This window comes from Mycobacterium bohemicum DSM 44277 (genome assembly GCF_001053185.1).
Classification (GTDB): Bacteria; Actinomycetota; Actinomycetes; order Mycobacteriales; family Mycobacteriaceae; genus Mycobacterium; species Mycobacterium bohemicum.
Genome location: NZ_CSTD01000001.1, coordinates 354,043 through 378,413 on the forward strand (window position 1 = coordinate 354,043; position 24,371 = coordinate 378,413).

General features: G+C 70.0%; 18 protein-coding genes and 7 pseudogenes. 17 read left to right on the top strand and 8 right to left on the bottom strand.

All coding sequences use genetic code 11. The annotated features are described in order from the left end of the window. Positions 1-3: 3 nt before the first annotated feature. Complete coding sequence (locus BN971_RS01745) at positions 4-1,305, bottom strand: glycosyltransferase 87 family protein (protein ID WP_085178759.1); 1,302 nt, start codon at positions 1,303-1,305, stop codon at positions 4-6. Between the two features lie 109 nt (positions 1,306-1,414). On the opposite strand from BN971_RS01745, the gene BN971_RS01750 reads away from it, so the two are divergent. Then, positions 1,415-2,287, top strand: coding sequence for a hypothetical protein (locus BN971_RS01750; RefSeq protein WP_090349982.1), 873 nt, complete (start codon positions 1,415-1,417; stop codon positions 2,285-2,287). A 143-nt stretch (positions 2,288-2,430) separates the two neighbouring features. On the opposite strand, the pseudogene BN971_RS01755 reads toward BN971_RS01750, so the two are convergent. After that, positions 2,431-3,605 (bottom strand): annotated as a pseudogene (locus tag BN971_RS01755) (IS110 family RNA-guided transposase). A 322-nt stretch (positions 3,606-3,927) separates the two neighbouring features. Here BN971_RS01755 and BN971_RS01760 point away from each other — a divergent pair. Both BN971_RS01760 and BN971_RS01765 read left to right on the top strand, forming a co-directional pair. Next, positions 3,928-4,443: a polyadenylate-specific 3'-exoribonuclease AS gene (locus tag BN971_RS01760; RefSeq protein ID WP_085179025.1), complete on the top strand. Its 516-nt coding sequence runs from the start codon at positions 3,928-3,930 to the stop codon at positions 4,441-4,443. A 34-nt stretch (positions 4,444-4,477) separates the two neighbouring features. Next, on the top strand, positions 4,478-5,866 hold the full coding sequence (locus tag BN971_RS01765; protein ID WP_085179026.1) for a class II 3-deoxy-7-phosphoheptulonate synthase: 1,389 nt from the start codon (positions 4,478-4,480) through the stop codon (positions 5,864-5,866). Between the two features lie 82 nt (positions 5,867-5,948). Here BN971_RS01765 and BN971_RS01770 read toward each other — a convergent pair. Further along, positions 5,949-7,129, bottom strand: a pseudogene (locus BN971_RS01770) (protein kinase domain-containing protein). A gap of 67 nt (positions 7,130-7,196) precedes the next feature. Here BN971_RS01770 and BN971_RS01775 point away from each other — a divergent pair. Next, positions 7,197-7,601, top strand: a complete 405-nt coding sequence (locus BN971_RS01775) for an Rv2175c family DNA-binding protein (RefSeq protein WP_085179028.1) — start codon at positions 7,197-7,199, stop codon at positions 7,599-7,601. Positions 7,602-7,610: 9 nt separating this feature from the next. Here BN971_RS01775 and BN971_RS01780 read toward each other — a convergent pair whose 3' ends face one another. Together BN971_RS01780 and idsA2 are read right to left on the bottom strand one after the other, a co-directional pair. Further along, entirely contained in the window at positions 7,611-9,140 is a 1,530-nt protein-coding gene (locus BN971_RS01780) for an alpha-(1->6)-mannopyranosyltransferase A (protein WP_085179029.1), read from the bottom strand. A 2-nt stretch (positions 9,141-9,142) separates the two neighbouring features. Continuing rightward, positions 9,143-10,204, bottom strand: a complete 1,062-nt coding sequence (gene idsA2, locus BN971_RS01785) for a bifunctional (2E,6E)-farnesyl/geranyl diphosphate synthase (RefSeq protein WP_085179030.1) — start codon at positions 10,202-10,204, stop codon at positions 9,143-9,145. A gap of 219 nt (positions 10,205-10,423) precedes the next feature. Here idsA2 and BN971_RS01790 point away from each other — a divergent pair, with 219 nt between their 5' ends. Beyond that, positions 10,424-11,320 carry a mycobacterial-type methylenetetrahydrofolate reductase gene (locus BN971_RS01790; protein ID WP_085179031.1) on the top strand — a complete coding sequence of 299 codons (897 nt, stop codon included), beginning with the start codon at positions 10,424-10,426 and terminating at the stop codon, positions 11,318-11,320. Here the strand turns inward: BN971_RS01790 and lppM are convergent. Continuing rightward, the gene (gene lppM, locus BN971_RS01795) at positions 11,317-11,964 is read right to left on the bottom strand and encodes a lipoprotein LppM (protein ID WP_085179032.1); all 648 of its coding nucleotides are present in this window, start codon (positions 11,962-11,964) and stop codon (positions 11,317-11,319) included. The genes BN971_RS01790 and lppM overlap by 4 nt on opposite strands. Positions 11,965-12,101: 137 nt before the next feature. Then, positions 12,102-12,704: a GNAT family N-acetyltransferase gene (locus BN971_RS01800; protein WP_085179033.1), complete on the bottom strand. Its 603-nt coding sequence runs from the start codon at positions 12,702-12,704 to the stop codon at positions 12,102-12,104. 327 nt (positions 12,705-13,031) lie between these two features. On the opposite strand from BN971_RS01800, the gene BN971_RS01805 reads away from it, so the two are divergent. The 5 genes and pseudogenes from BN971_RS01805 (at position 13,032) to BN971_RS01825 (ending at position 18,292) form a co-directional block, all read left to right on the top strand. Continuing rightward, positions 13,032-13,436 (top strand): DUF3040 domain-containing protein, encoded by a 405-nt coding sequence (locus tag BN971_RS01805; RefSeq protein ID WP_085179034.1) that lies wholly within the window; start codon positions 13,032-13,034, stop codon positions 13,434-13,436. A gap of 472 nt (positions 13,437-13,908) precedes the next feature. Continuing rightward, on the top strand, positions 13,909-14,340 hold the full coding sequence (gene mraZ, locus BN971_RS01810; RefSeq protein ID WP_085179059.1) for a division/cell wall cluster transcriptional repressor MraZ: 432 nt from the start codon (positions 13,909-13,911) through the stop codon (positions 14,338-14,340). Further along, entirely contained in the window at positions 14,315-15,493 is a 1,179-nt protein-coding gene (rsmH, locus tag BN971_RS01815; protein ID WP_090349746.1) for a 16S rRNA (cytosine(1402)-N(4))-methyltransferase RsmH, read from the top strand. Before mraZ ends, rsmH begins: the two co-directional genes overlap by 26 nt. Next, a pseudogene (ftsL, locus tag BN971_RS01820) lies at positions 15,490-16,344 on the top strand (cell division protein FtsL); the annotation flags it as partial. The gene rsmH and the pseudogene ftsL, both read left to right, overlap by 4 nt. Then, positions 16,244-18,292: a peptidoglycan D,D-transpeptidase FtsI family protein gene (locus BN971_RS01825; RefSeq protein ID WP_085179037.1), complete on the top strand. Its 2,049-nt coding sequence runs from the start codon at positions 16,244-16,246 to the stop codon at positions 18,290-18,292. The pseudogene ftsL and the gene BN971_RS01825, both read left to right, overlap by 101 nt. Positions 18,293-18,297: 5 nt before the next feature. Here the strand turns inward: BN971_RS01825 and BN971_RS01830 are convergent, their stop codons facing one another. Next, complete coding sequence (locus tag BN971_RS01830) at positions 18,298-19,410, bottom strand: FAD-dependent monooxygenase (protein ID WP_090349748.1); 1,113 nt, start codon at positions 19,408-19,410, stop codon at positions 18,298-18,300. Between the two features lie 71 nt (positions 19,411-19,481). Here BN971_RS01830 and BN971_RS01835 point away from each other — a divergent pair, with 71 nt between their 5' ends. From BN971_RS01835 to BN971_RS01865, 7 genes and pseudogenes are all read left to right on the top strand, one after another. After that, positions 19,482-20,087, top strand: coding sequence for a TetR/AcrR family transcriptional regulator (locus BN971_RS01835; protein WP_211279767.1), 606 nt, complete (start codon positions 19,482-19,484; stop codon positions 20,085-20,087). A gap of 108 nt (positions 20,088-20,195) precedes the next feature. Beyond that, positions 20,196-20,393, top strand: a pseudogene (locus tag BN971_RS25500) (UDP-N-acetylmuramoyl-L-alanyl-D-glutamate--2,6-diaminopimelate ligase); the annotation flags it as partial. Positions 20,394-20,395: 2 nt separating this feature from the next. Further along, positions 20,396-21,097, top strand: a pseudogene (locus BN971_RS01845) (glutamate ligase domain-containing protein); the annotation flags it as partial. Then, positions 21,094-22,173: a phospho-N-acetylmuramoyl-pentapeptide-transferase gene (mraY, locus tag BN971_RS01850; RefSeq protein WP_085179041.1), complete on the top strand. Its 1,080-nt coding sequence runs from the start codon at positions 21,094-21,096 to the stop codon at positions 22,171-22,173. The pseudogene BN971_RS01845 and the gene mraY, both read left to right, overlap by 4 nt. A gap of 88 nt (positions 22,174-22,261) precedes the next feature. After that, positions 22,262-23,077 (top strand): annotated as a pseudogene (locus BN971_RS01855) (peptidoglycan glycosyltransferase FtsW); the annotation flags it as partial. Next, positions 23,076-23,537 (top strand): annotated as a pseudogene (pgeF, locus tag BN971_RS01860) (peptidoglycan editing factor PgeF); the annotation flags it as partial. The pseudogenes BN971_RS01855 and pgeF, both read left to right, overlap by 2 nt. A gap of 17 nt (positions 23,538-23,554) precedes the next feature. Continuing rightward, positions 23,555-24,316, top strand: coding sequence for a YggS family pyridoxal phosphate-dependent enzyme (locus BN971_RS01865; protein ID WP_085179063.1), 762 nt, complete (start codon positions 23,555-23,557; stop codon positions 24,314-24,316). The last annotated feature ends 55 nt before the right edge of the window (positions 24,317-24,371 follow it).

The window sequence follows — 24,371 nt, forward strand, 5'->3', positions numbered from 1 at the left end:
CGGTCAGCCGGCGGCCGGCACCGGCGTCCCCGAAGTCCGTTGCCGCGACGGCGAATCCGGCGGGTTCTGGCGCGCGGTGACCGTGAGCCCCGCGGCGACGAGCACCGCGAGCGCCCACCACACATAGGACATCCCCCCGAGCTGGCGCCACCAGGCCGCGGCGGTTTCGTGATGCTTGGGGAGCAGGTCGATCGGCGTCCACCTCATGATGGCCACCCCGGCGGCGCTGACCACCGCCAGGGCGGCGTTGCGCCGGCGCCAGGCGAGGATGCCGGTCACCAGCACCGCCGGCAACATCCAGACCCAGTGGTGCGACCACGACACCGGCGACACCACCAGCCCGAACAGGGCGACGCAGATGACCGCGAGAACCGGCTCGCCGGCCGCCAGCACCCGGCGCATCGCCCAGACCGTCAGCGCCAGCACCACCAGCGACGCGGCCACCCACAACAGAAAGCGGGGCTGCTCGCCCAGTCCGATCCGGGCCAGCGCCCCGGCGATGTTCTGGTCGGTGTTCAACGCCGCCTCGCCGATGCGGTCGGTGTGGTGGACGGTGTGGGTCCAGTACTCCCACGAGTCGCGCCAGGCCAGCGCGAAACCGACGAGGGTGGCGGCCAGGAAACTGCCGACCGCGGTCAGCGCCGCGCGGTTGTCGCGGCGCAGCAGGAAGTAGAGCAGGAACACCGCGGGGGTCAGCTTCAGCGCGATCCCCAGGCCCAGCAGCAGCCCGCGCGGCCACGGCGTGCGGCGCGGCACGCAGTCCGCGATGACCAACGTCATCAACACGACGTTGATCTGGCCGAACGCGAAGTTCGACGCGATCGGCTCCAGCCAGTCCGTCGCGGGAGCCACGATGACCACGGCCAGCCAGCACCGGCGCAGCCACGCCGGGCCGGGCAGGATCGCGGAGGTGGCCCACACGTCGAGGCCGGTCAACACCACGGCCGTCGACACCACCAGCAGCGCCAGCGTCAGCGCCGTGATCACCACGCTGGCGGCCGGCATGTGCAGCCAGGCGAAGGGGCAGAACACGATGGCGGCCAGCGGGGGATACGTGAACGGCAGGTCGATCCCGATCGGTGTGTGGAACATCACGTCGCCTCGGACGTCCTGGTACAGCGGACGCCCGTCCATCCAGGCCCGCCCGCCCATCTGATAGACGTCGATGTCGATGCGGTAGGGGGTGTGGCCGAACAGCTGCCAGGCGGCGTGGGCCAGCGCCGCGGCGGCCAGCAGCCAGATCAGGCACCACAGCAGCGCCCGCCCGAGTCGACTGCCCGCACCGGACGCCTGCCTTGTACTCATGTCGCAGAACAGCGTAACGGTGCCGGCGTCCCGGGTGCCGCCTCCAGCGCGGCTCCTGCGGCTCCGGCGGAGTCAGGCGTACGTTGCAAGAGTGCTCCATTGGTTCGTGTTGGGGGTTTCCCATTGGTTCACCCACGACATCGTCGATCGCGGCCGGCTGCCGCTGCTGTGCTGCCTGGTCGCCTTCATCCTGACCTTCTTCGTCACCCGGAGCTTCGTCCGGTTCATCCGGCACCGGACGGTTCACGGTCGCCCGGCCCGCTGGTGGCATCCCCGCAACGTCCACGTCGGTGGTGTGCACATCCATCACGTGACCTTCGGGGTGGTCCTGGTGATGCTCTCCGGGCTGACCTTGGTGACGCTGTCGGTCAGCGGAAAAGAACTCGAATTCGTTTTGGCCGCAACGCTTTTCGGGATCGGTGCCGCCCTGGTGCTGGATGAGTACGCGCTGATCCTGCACCTGTCGGACGTCTACTGGTCCGAGGACGGCCGCACCTCGGTGGACGCCGTCTTCGCCGCCGCGGGCGTGGCCGGGCTGCTGATCATGGGCCTGCACCCGCTGATGTTCTTCCTGCCGATGTGGCACAGTGCGGAGTCCACGCCGCTGCGGGCCGTGGTCGCCGGCGCGATGGCGTTGACCCTGCCGCTGGCCGTGGTGGTTGTGCTCAAGGGCAAGGTCTGGACCGGTCTGCTCGGCATGTTCATCGTGGTGTTGCTGGTGGTCGGCGCCGTCCGGCTGTCGCGCCCGCACGCGCCGTGGGCACGCTGGCGCTACACCACCCAGCCGGACAAGATGCGCCGTGCGCTGCAGCGGGAGCGCACGCTGCGGCGGCCGGTGGTGCGGGCCAAGCTCTACATCCAGGGCGCGATCGCCGGCACGCCGCGCCACCCCGACGAACGCACCGTCGACGCCCACCTCGACCACGAGGTGCACCCCGCGCCGCCCCCCGAGAACACCGAGCCCATCCTGATCGGCGGCTAGCCCGCCCGGGGCGTGCGACCAGATATAAACCCCAGATATAAACCACTGCGGCCGTTGCCGGCGTGTCCTCGCAACCGGTTATGTGTCGCGCCAGCGCCGGGGCTCGACCGGCGCCCGCCTAGACATCCCAGGACCGTAAGTTGTCAAGCTGCTTGGGTGTCGGGGTTGGGTTGGCGATGTGCCCAGGCTTTGTGTTCGTCGTAGGCGTTGTGGTGGCAGAGGCAGCCGTGCAGGATGCCTACGAGGCGGTTACCTAAGGCGCGTAGCGCTTGGTGGTGGGTGTCGCCGCCGGCGCGGTGTTGGTCGTAGAAGGCGCGGGCACCTGGACTGCGGTTGAGGGCGCAGAAGGCCCATTGGTCGATGGCGTCGTAGAGGCGGCGGTTGCGGACGTGGCGGGCCAGCACGGCGCGTTTCTTTCCCGACGCGATGGTAAGCGGTGACGTTCCGGCGTAGTTCTTGCGAGACTTGGCGGTGGTGTATCGGTTCGGGTCGTCCCCGAACTCACCGAGCACCCGGGCGCCGAGGATGACACCAAGTCCTGGCAGGGAGAGGTAGATGTCGGCGTCCGGGTGTGCCTCAAAATGCGTCGCGAGTTCTGCTTCGAGTTCGCCGATCTGGCGGTTTAGCTCGGCGATGATCCCAACCGTGGCGCGGGTTGTCGCGGCGAAAGCGGCGGTGACCGCGCCCGGGGCAGCGAGCTGCTCGCTGCGCAGAATTTCCTGAATCTGCAGCGCTCGAGTATCGAGGTTACGTTGGCGCCCAGCAGCTTTGAGCGTTGACCGGATCTTGGACAGGCTCAGCAGCGCGGCCGTGTCGGCGGCGTCGGTGCACGGCCCAGGACGGCCAGGGCATCGCGGCCGGCAAGGTCCTCGAAGGCCTCCAACGCCGCAGGGTAGTACTCGCGCAAGGCGCTGCGCAGGGCGTTGGTGTGGCGGGTTCGGGTCCAGATCAGATTCTGGTGACCTCGCGCCAAGACCTTGACCGCCTCGACAGCCGCACTGTCCCCGGCGATCGGGCGATGGTTGTGGCGGTCGGTGCGGACTAGGTCAGCCAGTAGTTTGGCGTCACCGGCGTCAGACTTCGCACCCGACACTTGGTGACGGTCGCGGTAGCGGGCCACCGCGAGCGGGTTGACCGCGAACACTTGATAGCCAGCCGCGGTCAGGGCCTCGACCCACAAACCGCGGTCGGTTTCGATGCCGATCACCACCTGGGTGGGTTCCTCGGCGTTGGCGGCCACCAGTTGGTGGAATCCGCGGATGCCCGCGAGTCCCTCCGGGAGCCGGCGCGATGCCAGCCGGGCCCCCTCGGCGTCCATCAGGTGGACGTCGTGATGGTCCTCGGCCCAATCGTCTCCGACGAATATCGTCAACTCGCCTCCTGTTCGATGTTCGGTGAAACATGCTCGAGCCCAAGGACATCTGGCGGCAACCTAATGGATCAGTGCTCGAAGCACGACACCCCATCAGCGCTACAGATGACCTCACCAACCGGCCGGGGCACGATCTAGGCTTAGAAGTCAAACAGCACTCCAGGCTTAAGCAGTGCTCACCGGCCGGCGGCTCGGTGATCAGGATCTACCGACCGGGCATCAAAACCTGTCAACGGCTCGCTGATCGGTTCCCATTAGGCTTTCGCAGGTGCGGTACTTCTACGACACCGAATTCATCGACGACGGCCGCACCATCGAGTTGATCTCCATCGGGGTGGTGGCCGAGGACGGGCGCGAGTATTACGCCGTCTCCACCGAATTCGACCCGGAGCGCGCGGGCCCCTGGGTGCGCGCCAACGTGCTGCCCAAGCTGCCGCCGCCGTCGTCGCAGTTGTGGCGCTCGCGCAGGCGGATCCGCGCCGACCTCGAGCAGTTCTTCGACGTCAACGGCGCCGACCGCGCCGACCCGATCGAGCTGTGGGCGTGGGTCGGCGCCTACGACCACGTTGCGTTGTGCCAGCTGTGGGGTCCCATGCCCGAACTGCCGAGGGCGCTGCCCCGGTTCACCCGCGAGCTGCGGCAGTTGTGGGAGGACCGCGGTTCGCCGCGGATGCCGCCGCGGCCCGCCGACGCCCACGACGCGCTGGTCGACGCCCGCGATCAGCTGCGCCGGTTCCGGTTGATCACCGGACCATCCGGCTCGGGAAGCGAGCGTTCGCCCTGATCAGCCGTCACGGCGCCCCGGTTACCATGGACCGATGAACTGGACCGTCGACATACCGATCGACCAGCTGCCGTCGCTGCCTCCGCTGCCGGGCGACCTGCGGGCCCGGCTCGACGCCGCGCTGGCCAAGCCGGCCGCGCAGCAACCCAGCTGGCCGGCCGACCAGGCGGCCGCGATGCGCACCGTCTTGGAAAGCGTGCCGCCGGTGACCGTGCCCTCGGAGATCCTCCGGCTGCAGGAGTTGCTTGCCCAGGTCGCGCGGGGTGAGGCGTTCCTGCTGCAGGGCGGCGACTGCGCCGAGACGTTCGTCGACAACACCGAGCCCCACATCCGCGGCAACATCCGCACCCTGCTGCAGATGGCAGTCGTGCTCACCTACGGCTCCAGCATGCCGGTGGTGAAGGTGGCCCGCATCGCGGGCCAGTACGCCAAGCCGCGTTCGGCCGACATCGACGCGCTGGGCCTGCGGTCCTACCGCGGCGACATGATCAACGGCTTCGCCCCGGACGCCGCGGTCCGCGAGCACGACCCGTCGCGGCTGGTGCGCGCCTACGCCAACGCCAGCGCCGCGATGAACCTGGTGCGGGCGCTGACGTCGTCGGGGCTGGCGTCGCTGCACCTGGTCCACGACTGGAACCGGGAGTTCGTCCGGACCTCGCCGGCGGGGGCGCGGTATGAGGCGCTGGCCACCGAGATCGACCGGGCGCTGCGGTTCATGGTCGCCTGCGGGGTGGCCGACCGCAACCTGCAGACCGCCGAGATCTACGCCAGCCACGAGGCGCTGGTGCTCGACTACGAGCGGTCGATGCTGCGGCTGTCGGACGTCGAAGACGGCCGGCCGCAACTGTTCGACCTCTCGGCGCACACGGTGTGGATCGGCGAGCGGACCCGTCAGCTCGACGGCGCGCACATCGCGTTCGCGGAGGTGATCGCCAACCCGATCGGCGTCAAGATCGGCCCGACGATGACCCCGGAGCTCGCGGTCGAGTACGTGGAGCGGCTCGACCCGCACAACAAGCCGGGCCGGCTGACGCTGGTGAGCAGGCTGGGCAACAACAAGGTGCGCGACGTGCTGCCGCCGATCATCGAGAAGGTGCAGGCCACCGGCCACCAGGTCATCTGGCAGTGCGACCCGATGCACGGCAACACCCACGAGTCGTCCAACGGCTACAAGACCCGCCACTTCGACCGCATCGTCGACGAGGTGCAGGGCTTCTTCGAGGTGCACCGCGCGCTGGGCACCCACCCGGGCGGCATCCACGTCGAGATCACCGGCGAGAACGTCACCGAGTGTCTCGGTGGGGCGCAAGACATTTCGGACATCGACCTGGGTGGCCGCTACGAGACGGCGTGCGATCCGCGGCTGAACACCCAGCAGTCACTGGAGCTGGCGTTCCTGGTCGCGGAGATGCTGCGCGACTGAGTCTCCCTTCCTGCGCGAGCAGACGCAGAATCGCAAGGAAAACGCGCGTCTTCTGCGATTCTGCGTCTGCTCGCCGGCGGCGCTAGAGCAGTCCGCTGAGGTTGCTCCCGATCGTCCAGGCCGCAGTCGCCACCAGCCCGGTGAGCGCCAGGATCACCGCCACCCAGATCAGCACCATGCGCCGCCCGCGCTGGCGGGCCCAGACGAACTCGCTGATCGCGATGCCCGCGAATTCGCCTGCGATCGGCCGGTATTCGTCGCTGGACTCCGACTCGGACCCGCCCGCGCCGCCCGCGAGCCGCGCGGGCTCGGCCCAGTCCCCGGGTCCCGGCGCTCGGTCGTGCGGGTCTGGTGCAGCACCGCCGAGCGGTGCTGCGCGGAGTTCCGCGGCGCGGGCACGCGGAATCCCGGCAGCTGCAGCTCGTCGGCGATCGCGTCCAGCTCGGCGCCCATGTCGATCGCGTCGGCGTAGCGGTCACCGGGGTCCCGGGCCGTCGCCCGCGCCACGAACGCGTCGAATTGCGGCGGCACGCCGTCGATGGCCGCGCTGGGCGGCGGCACGTCGGCCTCCAGGCGGCGGTAGGCGATGGACAGCGCCGAGTCGCCGGTGAACGGTGTGTGCCCGGTCAGCATCTCGTAGGTGAGGATCCCGACGGAGTAGACGTCGCTGCGGGGACCGGCGTTCCCGTCGCGCACCTGCTCGGGCGAGAGGTAGGCCGCGGTGCCCAGGATGACGCTGGTGGACGTGATTCCCGCGGCCGCGACGGCGCGGACCAGCCCGAAGTCGGCGATCTTGACCTCGCCCTCGTCGGAGATCAGCACGTTCTCGGGCTTGACGTCGCGATGCACCAGGCCGGCCCGGTGCGCGGCGGCCAGCCCGCCCAGCACCGGGTGCAGCACGGCCGCCACCGCGTGCGGGGGCATCGGACCGCGTTCGGCCAGCAGCTCCCGCAGCGTCCCGCCCTCGATGAGCTCCATCACCAGAAACGGGTGCCGGGCGCCGATGCCCTGGTCGTAGACGGCGACCAGGCCGGGATCCTTGAGCCGGGCGACGGTGCGGGCCTCGAGCCGGAAGCGGGTCAGGAACTGCTCGTCACCGGCGTAGCGCGCGTCCATCACCTTCACGGCGACGGGGCGGTCGAGGCGCACGTCGACCCCGCGGTAGACCGTCGAGGTTCCGCCGCTGGCGATCTCGCACTCGACGAGGTAGCGCCCGTCGAGCAACGTGCCCTCCAACGGGTCACCCATGCCGGCTGCCACCACTGGGCCATCGTAGGTGGGGCCGCGAAACTTGCGTCGCAAAGCGCCGGGCACCGCCTACACTGGCGCCGTGGGCAGCATTCCCGCCGGCGACGACGTTCTGGATCCCGACGAACCCATGTACGACCTGCCCCGGGTCGCCCAGTTACTCGGCGTGCCGGTCTCCAAGGTCCAGCAGCAGCTGCGGGAGGGCCACCTCGTCGGGGTGCGGCGCAACGGCGGGGTGGAGGTACCGCAGGTGTTCTTCACCCGCACAGGTGAGGTGGTCAAGCCCCTGCCGGGGCTGCTGACGATCCTGCACGACGGCGGCTACCACGAAACCGAGATCATCCGGTGGCTGTTCACCCCCGACCCGTCGCTGACCGTCACGCGCGACGGCTCCCGCGATTCGATCAGCAACGCCCGCCCCGTCGACGCCCTGCACGCCCACCAGGCCCGCGAGGTCCTGCGCCGGGCGCAGGCGATGGCGTACTGAGCCGGTCACTCAGGCCGGCCGGGCCGCCGCGCCGGCTTCCTCGCGGTGCAGCACGTACCAGGCCAGCAGCGCGCAACTCGCCGCGATCGACACGTGCAGCCACGAATACATGCCGTGTGAGCCGTCGGGCTTGAAGATCACCATCACCCAGGTGGACAGCCCGGCGATCAGCGCGACCGCCCGCCGCGACTGGGCCAGCGGGGCCACCACCGCCAGCGGCCAGGAGTAGTACCAGGGCAGCGCGGCCGGCACGAACAGCACGACGATCACCATCGACCAGGCGATGCCGGTCAGCGCGGCCCGGTCGTCCCGGCGAAACCGCCACCACAGCAGCGGCAGCGACACGGCGATGACGCCGATGCCGAGAAGCCGGGTGACGCGGAGCACGGCGTAGAAGTGGATCGGGAGCAGCCCGTTGCCCAGCGCATAGATCAGGTTGGCCGCCGCGGTGGGCACGGTCAGCCAGTTGATGATCTTCACCGATCCCGCCAGCGCGGTCAGCCAGCCCAGGCCGACCCCGGCCACCGCGGAGAAGATCCCGAAGACGACGGCGAAGACGAGCACCGAGGCCGCGGTCGCCGCGAGGAAGGCCCGCAGCGGCCGGTACCCGCGTCGCTCGCACAGGTGCCGCATCCAGACCCACACCATGAACGGCAGCGAGATCCCGGCGGTGGCCTTGACCGCGATGGCCACCGTGATCGCCGCGATCCCCAGGACCGGGCGGCCGCCGAACGTCAGCGCGATGCCCGCGGCCATCAGCCCCACCATGAGCATCTCGTTGTGCACCCCGCCCATCAGGTGGATGAGCACCAGCGGGTTGAGCACGCAGATCCACAGCGCGATCGATGCGTCGGCATCCAGATGGCGGGCCAGTCGCGGGGTGGCCCAGATCAGCGCGGCCAGGCCCGGCAGCATGCACAGGCGCAGCAGCATGGTTCCGGCCACCAGGTTGTTGCCGGCGATCACCGTGACCAGCTTGGCGATCAGGATGAACGCCGGGCCGTAGGGCGCGGTCGTGATGGTCCAGATCGGACTCACGTTGTCCAGCAACACATTCGGATTGGCGACGGGCCCTACCACGTAGGGGTCGAGCCCGTCGCGCAGCAGCGCGCCCTGGGCCAGGTACGAATAGGTGTCGCGGCTGAACACCGGCACGGACACCAGCAGCGGGGCCAACCAGAAACCCGTGGTGGCCCTCATGGTGAACTCGCTCACCCGTCCCGCCAGCGCCCGTCGGCCCAGGCCCAGCCAGGCCATCAGCATCAGGCCCACCCCGGCCCACAGCAGGATCGACGAGAGCACCAGCCCGTGCCCGAAGCGCATCCACGACAGGTGCAGGGTTTCCAGCAGCGGGTCGTGCTGGCGGGTGCTGCCCGCTCCCAGCCCGCCGATGGTGACCAGCGCCGCTCCCACCAGGCCCAGCCTCGCCGGACCCGCCTCGGGCGCGACGGCGAACGCGGACACGCGGGAACACCATTGCCGGACCGATGGTTTGGTCACCGCCGTCTCGGCCGCCGGGCTGTGCGTGGGGGTGGTCATCGTCAGGCGGAGCGGTCGGTGGCCAGCTTGGCCAGTTCGGCAAGCCCGGCCTTGGCCGACGCGTTGACGGGGGCCGCGGCCAGCGTGTCGAGCGCGCGCCGGGTGAGCGCGGCGATGCGCCGCTCCGCGGCGGCCAGGGCGCCCACCGACTCGATGACGGCGCGCAGTTCGTCCACCTGCGCGTCGGTGAGCTCCCCGCCGATCGAGCCCCGCAGCAGCCGCGCGGCCGCCGGATCCGACTTGTCGGCCAACTCCATGGCCTCGGCCAGCAGCACGGTCCGTTTTCCCGACCTCAGGTCGTCACCGGACGGCTTGCCGGTCACCGCCGGGTCCCCGAAGACGCCCAGCACGTCGTCGCGAAGCTGGAACGCCACCCCGAGGTCGGTTCCCAGCCGGTCGAAGATGGCTTGCACGTCGGGCCGGTCGGCGGCGACCGCCGCGCCCAGCTGCAAAGGGCGCGACACCGTGTAGTGGGCGGTCTTGTACGTATCCACGTTCATGGCCGAGGCGATCGTGTCGGCGGCGCTGGCCTCGGCGACGATGTCGAGGTATTGGCCGCCGAGCACCTCGGTGCGGATTTCGGTCCACACGGGTCGCACCCGCCGCACGGCTTCCACGGGGAGCTCGAGCCCGAGGACGATGTCGTCGGCCCAGGCGAGCGCGAGGTCGCCGAGCAGGATGGCCGCCGACATCCCGAATTGGTCCGCCGAACCCCGCCATCCCCGCTCGCGGTGCAGCGTGGCGAAACGGACGTGCGTCGTGGGCTTGCCGCGGCGGGTGGAGGACTCGTCGATCACGTCGTCGTGCACGAGCGCGCAGGCGTGCAGCAGCTCGAGGGCCGAAAACAGCAGCAGCACTTCGTCGTCGGGTTCGGCGGACGACACCGAACGCCACCCCCAGTAGGCGAAGGCGGGCCGCAGCCGCTTGCCGCCGTTGAGCACGAAGTCTTCCAGCGCGGCGATCAACAGCCCGTGGTCGGCGCCTTCCGGGCCGCCGATGTGGGCGCTCTGGATTCGCCGGTCGCGCAGGTATCGCCGAAGTCGGTCGGTGATGGCGCCGGTCAACTCGACGGTTGCTGCTGCCTCGACACTCAGCGCGGCGCCCCTTCCGCTCGTCGTGATCCACTTCGGCCTCGGGCAGACAGTTTATGTGCTCCGCCAACCCGGTTGCTTCGACTGCCTCACTAATCCGCCTTTATGCTGGCGGGGGTCTTCGGGCGCGCCGCGGCATGTAAAGCCGCAGGACGGCGCGGGCCCACCAGTCGTCCGATTGAGAGGAGCCGGGTGACCCTCAACACCATCGCGCTCGAGCTGGTGCCCCCGAACTGCGACGACGGTCGGGAGCGAGCCCTCGAGGACGCCCGCAAGGTGGTGCAGTACTCGGCCGAAACCGGGTTGGACGGAGCCCTGCGGCACGTGATGATCCCGGGGATGATCGCCGAAGACGACGATCGTCCGGTCGCGATGAAGCCGAAGCTGGACGTGCTCGACTTCTGGTCGATCATCAAGCCGGAACTGCCGGGCATCCATGGCCTGTGCACCCAGGTCACCGCCTTCATGGACGAGGACTCGCTGCGGCAGCGGCTCACCGCGCTGCGCGACGCCGGCATGGAGGGCGTGGTGTTCGTCGGCGTCCCGCGCACCATGAACGACGGGGAGGGCTCCGGCGTGGCGCCGACCGACGCCCTGTCCCTCTATCGCGGGCTGGTGCCCAACCGCGGCGCCATCCTGATCCCCACCCGCGACGGCGAGCAGGGCCGGTTCAACTTCAAGTGCGGCCAGGGCGCCAACTACGGCATGACCCAGCTGTTGTATTCCGATGCGATCGTGGGATTTTTGACCGAGTTCGCCGAGAACACCGATCACCGGCCCGAGATCCTGCTGTCGTTCGGCTTCGTGCCGAAGGTGGAAAGCCGCGTGGGGCTGATCAACTGGCTGATCCAGGACCCGGGCAACGCCGCGGTGGCCGCCGAGCAGGAGTTCGTCAAGACGCTGGCCGCCAGCGAACCGCCGGACAAGCGCCGCCTCATGGTCGATCTGTACAAGCGGGTGATCGACGGGGTTGCCGACCTCGGCTTTCCGCTCAGCATCCACCTGGAGGCGACCTACGGGGTCTCGGCGCCGGCCTTCCAGACGTTCGCGGAGATGCTCGCCTACTGGTCGCCCGCGCCGCGGGTCTAGCTCGTCGACTGGTCGCGGGGGGCGGTGAGCCGCGGGGAACGGTCTCGGCTGACCCAGGCCAGCAGCGCGACCACGCCGGCGGCCGCGAACGACGCGATGCCCAGCCAGACGCCCGCGCCGGTGAAGGAGCGGGTGTTGGGGTCGGTGGACCGGGCCTGGGCGGTCATCGTGGTCACCACGCCGGGCTTGAGCTTCCACGACACCACCTCGGGCTCCACCCGGTCGCCGTTGGTGGAGGTCACGACGCCGGGGAAGGCGACGGTCAACTCCACGTCGGCTTCCGGGTCCGTCACCGACGTCAGGTCCGCCCGGCCCTCCAGGATCACCAGGTTGCCGTTGCGGCGCAGCGACAGGTTCACCCCGGAGGCGTCGGAGTTCATGTTGGACAGCTCGGGCACCTCGGCGAACGTCAGGTCCGAGAACACCGCCTGGGATCCCACGTAGCCGTCGCTGTCGTAGTTCGACACCGCCACCTTCTGGCCGAACGGCAGACTGTTGGTCTCAAGCTGCGGGCCCATGTCCTTGCTGGTCCTGGGCTTGGCCGCGGCGACGATCTCGCCGGACACCAGGTCGTCGGGGGAGATGGTGATCGAGGCCCGGACCCGCAGGCACCCGGTGGCCAGCGGCACCAGGAACAACAGCATCCCGAGCGCGAGCAGGCGGCGCCGCCGGGCGGTGAATCCTCGGGTCGGTCGCGGGACAGGGCTGGCGCGCACCAGGTCATCGTGCCAGATGCCGTCCCGAAATCCACCGCGCGTCGTTGACGGCGGTTTACAGCGGCTTACAGCGGCAGGGCGCGGCCGAGGATCGCGAATGCCCGTGGGTCACCGGCGAAGTGGTAGCGGCGGATGATGTCGGTGAAACCCAGCCTCCGGTACAGCCGCCACGCGCGGTTGGGTTCGCCGCTGGTCTCGGGAGTCGACAGCAGGACGTTCCGCTCGGTGCGCCGGACGAGCAGCCGTCGGGCGAGCGCCTCGCCGAGGCCGTGACCCTGGACCCGGGGGTGAATGTGCAGCTCGGTCAGCTCGAAGTAGCTGTTCATCAGCCGGGCGATCTCCTCGGTCGGCAAGCCGCCGCGCTGCAGGCCCAGGACGACCTGCTGCTGCCACCACTGTCCCGGCGCCCCCGGGTAGCCGTAGGCGACACCCAGCAGCGGGGCGTCGCTCAATTCCTCGGCCGACGGCGCGGCGCCGCCCTCGGGGAGGTCGGCTTCGACGACGCCGGCCCCCTGCCAGCCGGGACGGCGGATGTGCTCGAGCCACATGGCGGCGCGCTGGTTCTCGGTGCCCCGTGGGTAGCGCATCGCGTCCACGTACACGCCCAGGGCGTCGCCGAGCCGGCGCTCCATGTCGTTGGGTGGGAGATCGATGAGGAATATCGCCAACGTGCGGTGTCCTCCTCGGTGATCCTGCCCGGGCGCGCCCGCGCCTTTTGGGCCCGCGCGCTCCCGCAATTATCGGACCCGGCCGGGACCGCTCGGCGGGCGGTCGCGGGAAGGGGCCGAAGCGGGCCGCCCCGCTTGCCGGGGCGCGGAGCCGTTCGCGGGCGCGGCCGTGGCGGGGGGAGCGACCGGGCAGACCGGATAGAATCGCCGCCGAACCAGTGGTAAGGCGCAGATCCACCTCGTATCATTGGATTTAGTTGCCTACAACAACGGGCATCTGCGTGCGATCAATGGTCACGCGCCACAGCTGCCGGCAAGGAGGGACGAATGCCACTCTCCGATCATGAGCAGAGGATGCTCGATCAGATCGAGAGCGCTCTCTACGCCGAGGATCCCAAGTTCGCGTCCAGCGTCCGGGGCGGCGGCTTCCGGGCGCCGAGTGCGCGCCGGCGCCTGCAGGGTGCGGGGTTGTTTGTCGTCGGCCTGGCAATGCTGGTCTGCGGTGTGGCGTTCAGGGCCACCATGATCGCCGGTTTTCCGGTGCTGAGCGTCGTCGGGTTCATCGTGATGTTCGGGGGCGTGGTGTACGCCATCACCGGCCCGCGGTTGTCGGGACGTCCGGGGCACTCCGGGCCCGCGGCCGGATCGCAGCGGCAGCGCCGCGCCAAGGGTGGCGGTGGCTCCTTCACCAGCCGAATGGAGGATAGGTTCCGCCGCCGCTTCGACGACTAGCGCTTCGTGAGGAAGGCCGGCACCGAAAGGTGCCGGCCTTTTCTTGTGCGCGGGGTGCTTAGCCCTGCCGCGCCGAGCCTGCGGTGAGGGCGCCGATCCCCCTCGCACGGGCGCCGTGGGTGCAGGTTCGCCGCCATGGTTTCAGGCTCGCCGGCGGCAGGGGTCCGGCGAGTCGCTTCCGAGGCCCAATCGAGGCCGAATCGAGCCCCGGCGCCGGGTCGTTCCCCCACCACGCCCCACCGATCACCCTCGGCCGGCTTTTCCGCCGTTTACGTGCGGTTTTGTGCCGCACGACGCGGTGCGCCGCCGGGGGCTGAGAACGCTCGAACGGGGGCGACATGGCGACCGGTGGGAGGCGACCGCGAAAAGTCCGCCACGACGCCGTTTGAATGGGGCGAAGTGGGGGATTGTGGGGTATGGTGGCCGAAGCGTTTGGGTGACGAAGTGCCGCATAGGGCGGGAGGTGAGCCTGGTGTTTCTCGGCACTTACACGCCCAGGCTCGACGACAAGGGGCGACTGACGTTGCCCGCCAAGTTCCGTGACGCGCTGGCAGGGGGGTTGATGGTCACCAAGAGCCAAGACCACAGCCTCGCCGTCTATCCGCGGACGGAGTTCGAGCAGCTGGCGCGCCGGGCCAGCAAGACCTCGCGCAGCAACCCCGAAGCCCGGGCGTTCCTGCGCAACCTCGCCGCCGGCACCGACGAGCAACACCCCGACGCCCAGGGCCGAATCACCCTGTCGGCCGACCACCGCCGCTACGCGAACCTGTCCAAGGACTGCGTGGTGATCGGGGCGGTCGACTACCTCGAGATCTGGGATGCCCAGGCCTGGCAGCACTACCAAGAGACCCACGAAGAGAACTTCTCCGCGGCCAGCGATGAAGCACTCGGCGACATCATCTGAGGCGCGTGCCCGTGCATCGTGGCCTCTGCCCGAACCGACCCTGGCGTACTTCCCCAACGCCAGGTTCGTGCCTTCGGACAGGGACCCGGATGCAGGGGCGCCGACCCTCCGGCCCGCCGCAGCGCCAGGCGCGGCTCGCCCGACCCGGGGAGGTGTTGCGGTGGTTGAGGATTCGGACGACTTCGGGCACGTGCCCGTTTTGCTGGACCGCTGCGTGGAACTCCTCACCCCGGCGCTCCGCCGCCGGCACTCCGACGGGTCGGGGGCGGTGCTCGTCGACGCGACCGTCGGCGCGGGCGGGCACGCCGAAAGATTCCTCACCGAGTTGCCGGGCCTGCGCCTGATCGGGCTCGACCGTGACCCCGGCGCCCTGGACATCGCCGGGGCCCGGCTGGCGCGGTTCTCCGACCGCGTCACGCTGGTGCACACCCGCTACGACGGCATCGCCGGCGCGCTCACCGAATCCGGTTGCGCCGCCGACGAATCCGTCGACGGAATCCTGTTCGACCTCGGTGTGTCCTCGATGCAGCTCGACCGTCCCGAGCGGGGCTTCGCCTATGCGCAGGACGCGCCGCTGGACATGCGGATGGACCCGTCGTCGCCCCTGACCGCGGCCGACATCCTCAACACCTACGACCAGGCGGACCTGGCCGAAATCCTGCACCGCTACGGCGAGGAACGGTTCGCTCGCCGCATCGCCGCGCAGATCGTGCGCCAGCGCGCCCGCACCCCGTTCACCTCGACCGCCCAGCTGGTAGAGCTGCTCTACCAAGCGATCCCGGCGCCGGCCCGGCGCACCGGCGGGCATCCGGCCAAGCGCACCTTCCAGGCGTTGCGGGTCGCCGTCAACGACGAACTCGACACGTTGCGGCGCGCGCTGCCCGCGGCCCTGGACGCCTTGGACGTCGCCGGGCGCATCGTCGTGCTCGCCTACCAATCGCTGGAAGACCGGATCGTCAAGCGGGTTTTCGCCGACGCGGTCGCCTCGCGCACGCCGGTGGACCTCCCGGTCGAGCTGCCCGGCCATGAGCCGCTGTTCCGCTCCTTGACGCACGGCGCCGAACGGGCCGACGCCGCCGAGATCGAACGCAATCCCCGCAGCGCCGCCGTGCGACTGCGGGCCCTGCAACGGATTGGGAGAGGCGAGGCATGAAGACAGCGCCTGGTCAGAAGGCCGAGACGCCGAAACGCCGCCGCGGCGGAGGCGACGGTGCCGCCCGAAAGGGCGGCCGCACCAAGGCCGATCAAGCGTCGTCCCGCCGCAGCCGGCCCGCGCGGGAGGCGACCACCCGCGAGCCCCGGGCCCCGAGGTCGGGTCCCCAGACCAGCCCGATCGCCCGTCCGGTCGAGCGGCCGACGCGGGCCAAGAGCACGAATCAGGCCAAGGCGCGGGCGAAGGCCCGGAAAGCCAAGGCCCCCAAGGCGGTTCGCCCCCGGCTCAGCGAGCGTCTGGCCATCCGGCTGGCGTCGATCGACCTGCACCCCCGGACCCTGGCGAGCAAAGTTCCGTTCGTCGTGCTGGTGATCGGTGCGCTCGGGCTCGGGCTGGGGCTGACGCTGTGGTTGTCCACCGCATCGGCCGAACGGTCCTATCAGCTGAGCCACGCGCGCGAGAAGACCCGCATGCTGCAACAGCAGAAGGAAGCGCTGGAACGCGATGTGCACGAGGCGGAGTCGGCGCCGGCGCTGGCCGAAGCGGCGCGCAAGCAGGGGATGATTCCCTCCCGCGACACCGCTCATCTGGTTCAGGACCCGTCGGGTAGCTGGGTCGTCGTCGGCACGCCCAAGCCCGCCGACGGGGTTCCGCCGCCGCCGCTGAACAGCAAGATCCCCGACGCCGGTCCGCCACCGCCGCCGGTGAGCAGTTCGTGCCGCTCGCCCCGTCGGCGCCGGGCGCTGCCCGATGAGGCGCGCAGAATCCCGTCGATCGCCGTCAGCGCGCTCGGCCCGCGGCCCTCGCAACGCGCAGCAGACCGAGGGGCGGCGCACGAGGCTGCGCAATCCACGGCAGGGCGAACCGGCCGGCGACGTCCGGCAGCCCAAGGTGTCCCGTAAGGCCAAGAAGGCCGCGGAGCCTCGCGCCGAGGCGGCGCAGGTCGGCCATTCGGCGCGGGAGCGCCGCACGCGGCAGATCGTCGAGGCGAGCACACGCGGCGCGTCGTTCGTCTTCCGGCACCGCGCCGGCAACGCGGCGATCCTGGTGCTGATCGTGGTGGCCGCGGTCCAGCTGTTCGTCCTGCAGGTCACCGACGCGCCCACGCTGCGCGCCCAGGCCGCCAGCCAGCTCAAGGTCACCGACGTGGAGAAGGCGGTCCGCGGCAGCATCGTCGACCGCAACAACGACCAGCTCGCGTTCACCACCGAGTCCCGGGCGCTGACCTTCCAGCCCAAGCGGATCCGAAAGCAGTTGGAGGAAGCCAGGACCAAGAACTCCGCGGCGCCGGATCCGCAGGAGCGGCTGCGCGACATCGCCAAGGAGGTGTCGACGCGGCTGGGCAACAAGCCCGATTTCGCGACCGTCCTCAAGAAGCTGCAAAGCGACGAGACCTTCGTCTACCTTGCTCGCGCCGTCGACCCCGCCGTCGCCAGCGCGATCTCCGAGAAGTGCCCCGAGGTCGGTTCGGAACGGCAGGATCTGCGCCAGTATCCCGGCGGGTCGCTGGCCGCCAACATCATCGGCGGCATCGACTGGGACGGCCACGGGCTGCTCGGGCTGGAGGATTCGATGGACTCCGTGCTCTCGGGCACCGACGGCTCGGTCACCTACGACCGTGGCTCCGACGGCGTCGTCATCCCGGGCAGCTACCGTAACCGGCACCGGGCGGTTAACGGGTCCACGGTCCAGCTGACCATCGACAACGACATCCAGTTCTACGTGCAGCAGCAGGTGCAGCAGGCCAAGAACGTCTCCGGGGCGCACGACGTGTCGGCCGTGGTGCTGGACGCGAAGACCGGTGAGGTGCTGGCCATGGCCAACGACAACACCTTTGACCCCTCGCAGGACATCGGGCGCCAGGGCGACAGGCAGTTGGGCAACCTGGCGGTGTCCTCGCCCTTCGAGCCGGGCTCGGTGAACAAGGTGATCACCGCGTCGTCGGTGATCGAGTACGGCCTGTCCAATCCCGACGAGGTGCTGCAGGTGCCGGGCTCGCTGCAGATGGGCGGCGTCTCGATCCACGACGCGTGGGACCACGGCGTGATGCCCTACACCACCACCGGAATCTTCGGTAAGTCGTCCAACGTCGGCACGCTGATGCTGGCGCAGCGCGTCGGGCCGGAACGCTTCTACGACATGGTCCGCAGGTTCGGGCTGGGCCAGCGCACCAACGTCGGGCTGCCCGGCGAGAGCGCCGGCCTGGTGCCGCCCATCGACCAGTGGTCGGGCAGCACCTTCTCCAACCTGCCCATCGGGCAAGGTCTTTCGATGACCCTGCTGCAGATGACCGGCATGTACCAGGCCATCGCCAACGACGGGGTGCGGATTCCGCCGCGGATCATCAAGGCGACCGTCGCACCCGATGGCACCCGCACCGCCGAACCGCATCCCGACGGCGTGCGGGTGGTGTCGGCGCAGACGGCGCAGACCGTGCGCAACATGCTGCGCGCGGTCGTGCAGCGCGACCCGATGGGCTACCAGCAGGGCACCGGCCCGGCCGCCGGTGTGCCCGGCTACCAGATGGCCGGCAAGACCGGCACCGCGCAGCAGATCAACCCGGGCTGCGGCTGCTACTTCGACAACGTGTACTGGATCACCTTTGCCGGCATGGCCACCGTCGACAACCCGCGCTACGTCATCGGCATCATGATGGACAACCCGGAGCGCAACGCCGACGGCACCCCGGGCCACTCGGCGGCCCCGCTGTTCCACAACATCGCCGGCTGGCTGATGCAGCGCGAGAACGTGCCGCTGTCGCCCGATCCCGGGCCGCCGCTGACGCTGCAGGCCACCTGAAACACTCAGTTCAGGCGAGCGGCGGCGAAACTGCGGTTGCGCGTGTCGATTTCGTCCTGAGTGGCCGGGACCAGGCGGTCGCCCCCGGGAGCCGCCGTTGCCTGGGATCGGATGGCGTGCGGCCGCTGGTCGCGCTCGTATTGCTCCCATGCCCGCGCGAGGTCCCCCGGATGCTCCCGCAAGGCCTGGGCCAGAAACCAGGTACCCGTCAGTGCCAGGCTCGTCCCGCGCCCCGACAGGTTGGACGAGCAGTGTGCGGCGTCGCCGACGAGCACGATGCGGCCGCGATGCCATGCGGGCATGTCGATCTGGCTGACGGAGTCGAAGTAGAGCTCGGGGTCGCGGATCGCCGCGTCGACCAATTGGGGGCCCCGCCACTCGTCGTGACCGGCGAACGCGTCGGCCAGGATCCGCTTCTGGGCCGCGAGATCGTGGTAGTCGTAGTCGATCCACGGCGATCGAAACATGAAGACCGCCAGGGCTTTATCGTTATAGGCGGCGATGCCGGTCAGGTGGCCGGGAAAGTTGTACATCGGGTTGTTGCGTCCGTTCGGCGAGTAATCGGGCAGGGCGGCTAACGCGACGTAGAAGCCGAGATGGCGCAGGAACTGTTGCTCGGGCCCGAACGCGAAGCGGCGCACGGCCGAGTGCATGCCGTCGGCCCCGACCACCAGGTCGTAGCGCTCGCGGATACCCGAGGCGAAACGGACGTCGACCCCGCGGCCGTCGTCGTGAAGTCCGGCGATGGATTGCTCGAACCGCAGTTCCACCGACGGTCCGAGGTGGTTGTAGAGGATGGTGGTGAGGTCTTCGCGTGGGATTTCGATGTCGTCGGGTGAATCGTTGATCAGCTCGAAGGGCGGTTCGGCCACCACGGTCCCGGTCGCGTCGATGAACTGTATGCGTTCGCTCATGTCGACGCGGCGGTCGAGGATCTGTCCGAGGACGCCCATTTTCTCGGTGACTCCGATGGCGACGTCGCCGCGGATGTCGATCGGAGAGCCGTTGACCCGCAGATGGTTGGCGCGCTCCACGATGGTGACGTGGTGGCCATCGGCGCCGAGGTCGATCGCCGCGCTCAGGCCGGCGATTCCTGCACCAGAGACGAGAATGCGCATAAAATCCGCTCCCTTGGATTTAAGATACGTGATGTATCTTATGACCATAAGCACTGCCGATAGGAAACGCAATGTCTCTTAATGTGCCCGGCGCGCCGCAGCGTCGCAGGGGTGCTGCGTTGGAGGAGGCCTTGCTGGACGCCGCGTGGGCGGAGCTGACCGAGCGCGGCTATGACGACATGACGATCGACGCCGTTGCGGTGCGGGCGGGAACCAGTCGCGCGGTGCTGTACCGGCGCTGGCCCGGCAAGCAGGATCTGGTGCTTGCCGCACTGGCGCACGAGGTGGACAAAGACGTCGTCGTCATCCCCGACACGGGCAGCCTGCGCGATGACGTCGTCGAACTGCTCCGCCAGGCCAACAAGCTCAGAGTGGGGTTGGTGGCCGCGCTGATGACCCGGCTCGGCGGCTTCTACCAGCAGACCGGGCGCAGCCTGGCCGACCTTCGGGCGCTCATTCAGGGTGACCGCGACGCAGTGCTGGAGCAGATCATCCAGCGGGCCATCGACCGAGGCGAGATCGAGCCCGAACAGGTCACCGAGCGAATCGCGCGGGTGCCCGTGGAGTTGTTCCGCTACGAAATCCTGATGACGCTGCAACCGCTGTCCGACGACGCGATCGTGGAGATCGTCGACACCATCTTTCTGCCGCTGCTCGACTGGCGTAAGGGCCGGTAACGGCCCAGCGTGGCGCGGGAGCGCCGCGTCGGGCCGCCCTCCTAGGTAGGGTGTCATGGCCGATCATGGGGATGGCGCAGCGTCGTGAGGGAGGTGTGTGGGGTGTCGATGCCGACCGGATTGCGCCCTAGCGCCGGCGCTGGCGTGCGGCTGCCCGACCTGGCCGCGCAGGTGGGCGCGGTGCTGGCCGGCGTGGGTCCCGCCAGGACGGGGGTGGTCCCCGACGTCCGCGTCACCGGGGTGACGCTACGGGCCCAGGACGTGCGGCCCGGCGACCTCTTCGCCGCGCTGCCCGGCTCGTCGACGGCGTGTCGCTCGACGAGCTGGCCAGGCCCCGTTTCACGATGCACGCCGGCGGCGCCCACACCGAAATACGCCTCGGGGTGTACGGCGACCACCAGGTCACCAACGCGCTGTGCGCGGCCGCGGTCGCGCTGGAGTGCGGCGCGAGCGCCGGGCAGGTCGCTGCGGCGCTCGAGGCGGCCGGGCCGGTGTCGCGCCACCGCATGCACGTCGTCACCCGCGCCGACGGGGTCACGGTGATCGACGACGCCTACAACGCCAACCCCGACTCGATGCGGGCCGGCCTGCAGGCGCTGGCCTGGATCGCCCACGCGCCGCAACACGGCCAGGCCGCCGGCACGGGCGAAAAGCGCAGGAGCTGGGCGGTGCTCGGCGAGATGGCCGAGCTCGGCGACGACGCGATAGCCGAGCACGACCGCATCGGGCGGCTGGCCGTGCGCTTAGATGTCTCTCGACTGGTCGTCGTGGGAAGTGGGAGGTCAATGAGCGCCATGCACCACGGGGCCGTCATGGAGGGTTCGTGGGGTACCGAGCCGGTCAACGTGCCTGACGGCGAGGCCGCCCTGGCCCTGCTGCGCGCCGAACTGCGTCCCGGCGACGTGGTGCTGGTGAAGGCGTCGAACGCGGCCGGGCTCGGGGCGCTGGCCGAGGCCTTGCTCGCCGACAACGCCGCGGATAACGGGGCGGACAGCGGGGCCCGCCGGTGAGGCAGATCCTGATCGCCGTCGCCGTCGCGCTGACCGTGTCGATCCTGCTGACACCGGCGCTGATCCGGCTCTTCACCAAGCAGGGATTCGGCCACCACACCAGGGAGGACGGCCCGCCGAGCCACCACACCAAGCGGGGCACGCCGTCGATGGGCGGCGTGGCGATACTCGCCGGCATCTGGGCGGGCTACCTGGGCGCCCACCTCGCCGGGCTGGCGTTCGACGGCGAGGGGATCTCCGCGTCGGGCCTGCTGGTGCTCGGCCTGGCCACGATGCTCGGGGCCGTGGGCTTTCTGGACGACATGATCAAGATCCGCCGGTCACGCAATCTGGGGCTGAACAAGACGGCCAAGGCCCTCGGTCAGCTGTCCGCGGCGGTGCTGTTCGGGGTGCTGGTCCTGCAATTCCGCAACGCCGGCGGGTTGACCCCGGCCAGCCCGGATCTGTCCTACGTCCGCGAGATCGCCACCGTCGCGTTGGCGCCCGGGCTCTTCGTGCTGTTCTGCGTCGTCGTCGTCAGCGCCTGGTCGAACGCGGTCAACTTCACCGACGGCCTCGACGGTCTGGCCGCCGGAACGATGGCCATGGTCACCGGCGCCTACGTGCTGATCACGTTCTGGCAGTACCGCAACGCGTGCGTCACCGCGCCCGGCCTGGGCTGCTACAACGTGCGCGACCCGCTGGACCTGGCGATCGTCGCGGCGGCCACCGCCGGTGCCTGCATCGGCTTCCTGTGGTGGAACGCCGCGCCCGCCAAGATCTTCATGGGGGACACCGGCTCGCTGGCGCTGGGCGGCATCATCGCCGGGCTGTCGGTGACCAGCCGCACCGAGATCCTGGCCGTCGTGCTGGGCGCGCTGTTCGTCGCCGAGGTGTCCTCGGTCGTGCTGCAGATCCTGGCCTTCCGGACCACCGGGCGCCGGGTCTTCCGGATGGCCCCCTTCCATCATCATTTCGAACTGGCCGGCTGGGCCGAGACCACGGTGATCATCCGGTTCTGGCTGCTCACCGCGATCACCTGCGGCCTGGGCGTGGCCCTGTTCTACGGTGAGTGGCTGGCCGCGATCGGCGCGTGATGGGCGCATCCGAACACGTGGGAGCCCCCCTGGCGCCCGGGGCGCCGATCCTGGTGGCCGGCGGCGGCGTGACCGGCAGGGCGGTGCTGACCGCGCCTCGTTGCGCGAGATGCTGATTCCGCTGGTGCCCGCCGCGGTGATCGCGCTGGCGCTGATCGTGGCCCAGCCCGACCTCGGCCAGACGGTGTCGCTGGGCATCATCCTGCTGGCCCTGCTCTGGTACGCGGGGCTGCCGCTGCGGGTGTTCGCCACCTCGTTGCTGGCGGTCTTCATGGCCGGCGCGGCCCTGGCGATGTCCGCGGGTTACCGGTCCGACCGGGTGCGGTCCTGGATGAACCCCGAGAACGACCCCATGGACACCGGCTACCAGGCCCGGCAGGCCAAGTTCGCGCTGGCGCACGGCGGCATCTTCGGCGACGGCCTCGGCCAGGGCGTCGCCAAGTGGAACTACCTGCCCAACGCCCACAACGACTTCATCTTCGCGATCATCGGCGAGGAGCTCGGCTTCGTCGGGGCCTTCGGGCTGCTGGTGCTCTTCGGCTTGTTCGCCTACACCGGCATGCGGATCGCCCGCCGGTCGGCCGACCCGTTCCTGCGGCTGCTGACCGCCACCACCACCATGTGGGTGCTCGGCCAGGCGTTCATCAACATCGGCTACGTGATCGGCATCCTCCCGGTCACCGGCATCCAGCTGCCACTCATCTCCGCGGGTGGAACATCGACGGCCGCAACGCTTTTCATGATAGGGATCATGGCCAACGCGGCGCGTCACGAACCGGAGGCGGTGGCCGCGCTGCGGGCCGGGCGCGACGACAAGGTGAACCGGTTCCTGCGGCTGCCGCTGCCCGAACCCTACGTGCCGAGCCGGCTGGAATCGTTCCGGGACCGCAAGCGGGTCCGCCCTGGTGACGGCCACCCCGCGGCTGGCCCTGGCGGTGGTCACCGCCGACTGCGTCCCGGTCCTGCTGGCAGACGCGCGCGCGGGCGTGATCGCGGCGGTGCATGCCGGCCGCGTCGGCGCCCAGCGGGGAGTGGTGGCCCGCACGGTCGAGGCAATGCTGGCCCGCGGTGCGCACCCGGGCGACATCTCGGCGCTGCTGGGCCCCGCGGTGAGCGGGCGCAACTATCAGGTGCCCGCGGCGATGGCCGCCGAGGTGGAGGCGACGCTGCCCGGCAGCCGCACGACCACCGCCGCCGGCACCCCCGGGCTCGACCTGCGGTCCGGAATCGCTTGTCAGCTGAGGGATTTGGGCGTCAAATCCATCGACATCGACCCGCGCTGCACGGTGGCCGACCCGGCGCTGTTCAGCCATCGCCGGGACGCGCCGACGGGCCGGCTGGCCTCGCTGGTCTGGATGGAGTGAACGCGGTGGCGGGGGACATGCCGGGTGACCGCGAAGCGGCGTTGACCCGCGCGCTGGCCTCCGTGCGGTCCCGGCTGGCGGCGGCCGCGGAGGCGGCGGGCCGCAACGTCGCGGAGATCGAACTCCTGCCCGTCACCAAGTTCTTCCCGGCGACCGACGTCGCGATCCTGTCCCGGCTGGGGTGCCGCGCCGTCGGCGAATCGCGGGACCAGGAAGCGTCGGCCAAGGTCGCCGAGGTCGCGCGACTTGCGAAGGCCTCCGGGCAGGCCGGCCTCGCCGGGCTGCGCTGGCACATGGTCGGCCACATCCAGCGCAACAAGGCCCGCTCGGTGGCGCGCTGGGCGCACACCGCCCACTCGGTCGACAGCGTGCGGTTGGTGGGCGCGCTCGATCGTGGGGTGTCCGCGGCCCGCGCCGAGGGCCGCCGCGCCGAGCCGCTGCACGTCTATGTCGAGGTGAGCCTGGACGGCGACGCGTCGCGCGGCGGCGTCGACGTTTCCACTCCCAGGGCCGTCGACCAGGTCTGCGAGCAGGTGGCGGCCTCGAAGCACCTCGAACTGGTCGGGCTGATGGGCATCCCGCCGCTGGACTGGGATGCCGACGAGGCGTTCGCCCGGCTGCGGTCGGAGCATCGCCGGGTGCTCGAGTCGCACCCGGGGGCGGTCGGCCTTTCCGCCGGGATGACAAACGATTTCGAAATTGCCGTGAAACACGGTTCGACGTGTGTGCGTGTCGGTACCGCGCTCTTGGGCCCTCGGCCGCTACCGTCACCGTATTAAGTCACTGTAGTCACATCTTCATCACTGACAACACTCACCACGACAACAAAAACGG

Excerpts from the sequence above, each read along its gene's own strand:
- BN971_RS01745 (WP_085178759.1), bottom strand. The coding sequence starts at position 1,305 with ATGAGTACAAGGCAGGCGTCCGGTGCGGGCAGTCGACTCGGGCGGGCG.
- BN971_RS01765 (WP_085179026.1), top strand. The coding sequence starts at position 4,478 with ATGAACTGGACCGTCGACATACCGATCGACCAGCTGCCGTCGCTGCCT.
- BN971_RS01780 (WP_085179029.1), bottom strand. The coding sequence starts at position 9,140 with ATGACCACCCCCACGCACAGCCCGGCGGCCGAGACGGCGGTGACCAAA.
- lppM (WP_085179032.1), bottom strand. The coding sequence starts at position 11,964 with ATGCTGTTGTTCCTGGTGCCGCTGGCCACCGGGTGCCTGCGGGTCCGG.
- BN971_RS01805 (WP_085179034.1), top strand. The coding sequence starts at position 13,032 with ATGCCACTCTCCGATCATGAGCAGAGGATGCTCGATCAGATCGAGAGC.
- rsmH (WP_090349746.1), top strand. The coding sequence starts at position 14,315 with ATGAAGCACTCGGCGACATCATCTGAGGCGCGTGCCCGTGCATCGTGG.
- BN971_RS01825 (WP_085179037.1), top strand. The coding sequence starts at position 16,244 with ATGAGGCGCGCAGAATCCCGTCGATCGCCGTCAGCGCGCTCGGCCCGC.
- BN971_RS01830 (WP_090349748.1), bottom strand. The coding sequence starts at position 19,410 with ATGCGCATTCTCGTCTCTGGTGCAGGAATCGCCGGCCTGAGCGCGGCG.
- BN971_RS01835 (WP_211279767.1), top strand. The coding sequence starts at position 19,482 with ATGTCTCTTAATGTGCCCGGCGCGCCGCAGCGTCGCAGGGGTGCTGCG.
- BN971_RS01865 (WP_085179063.1), top strand. The coding sequence starts at position 23,555 with ATGCCGGGTGACCGCGAAGCGGCGTTGACCCGCGCGCTGGCCTCCGTG.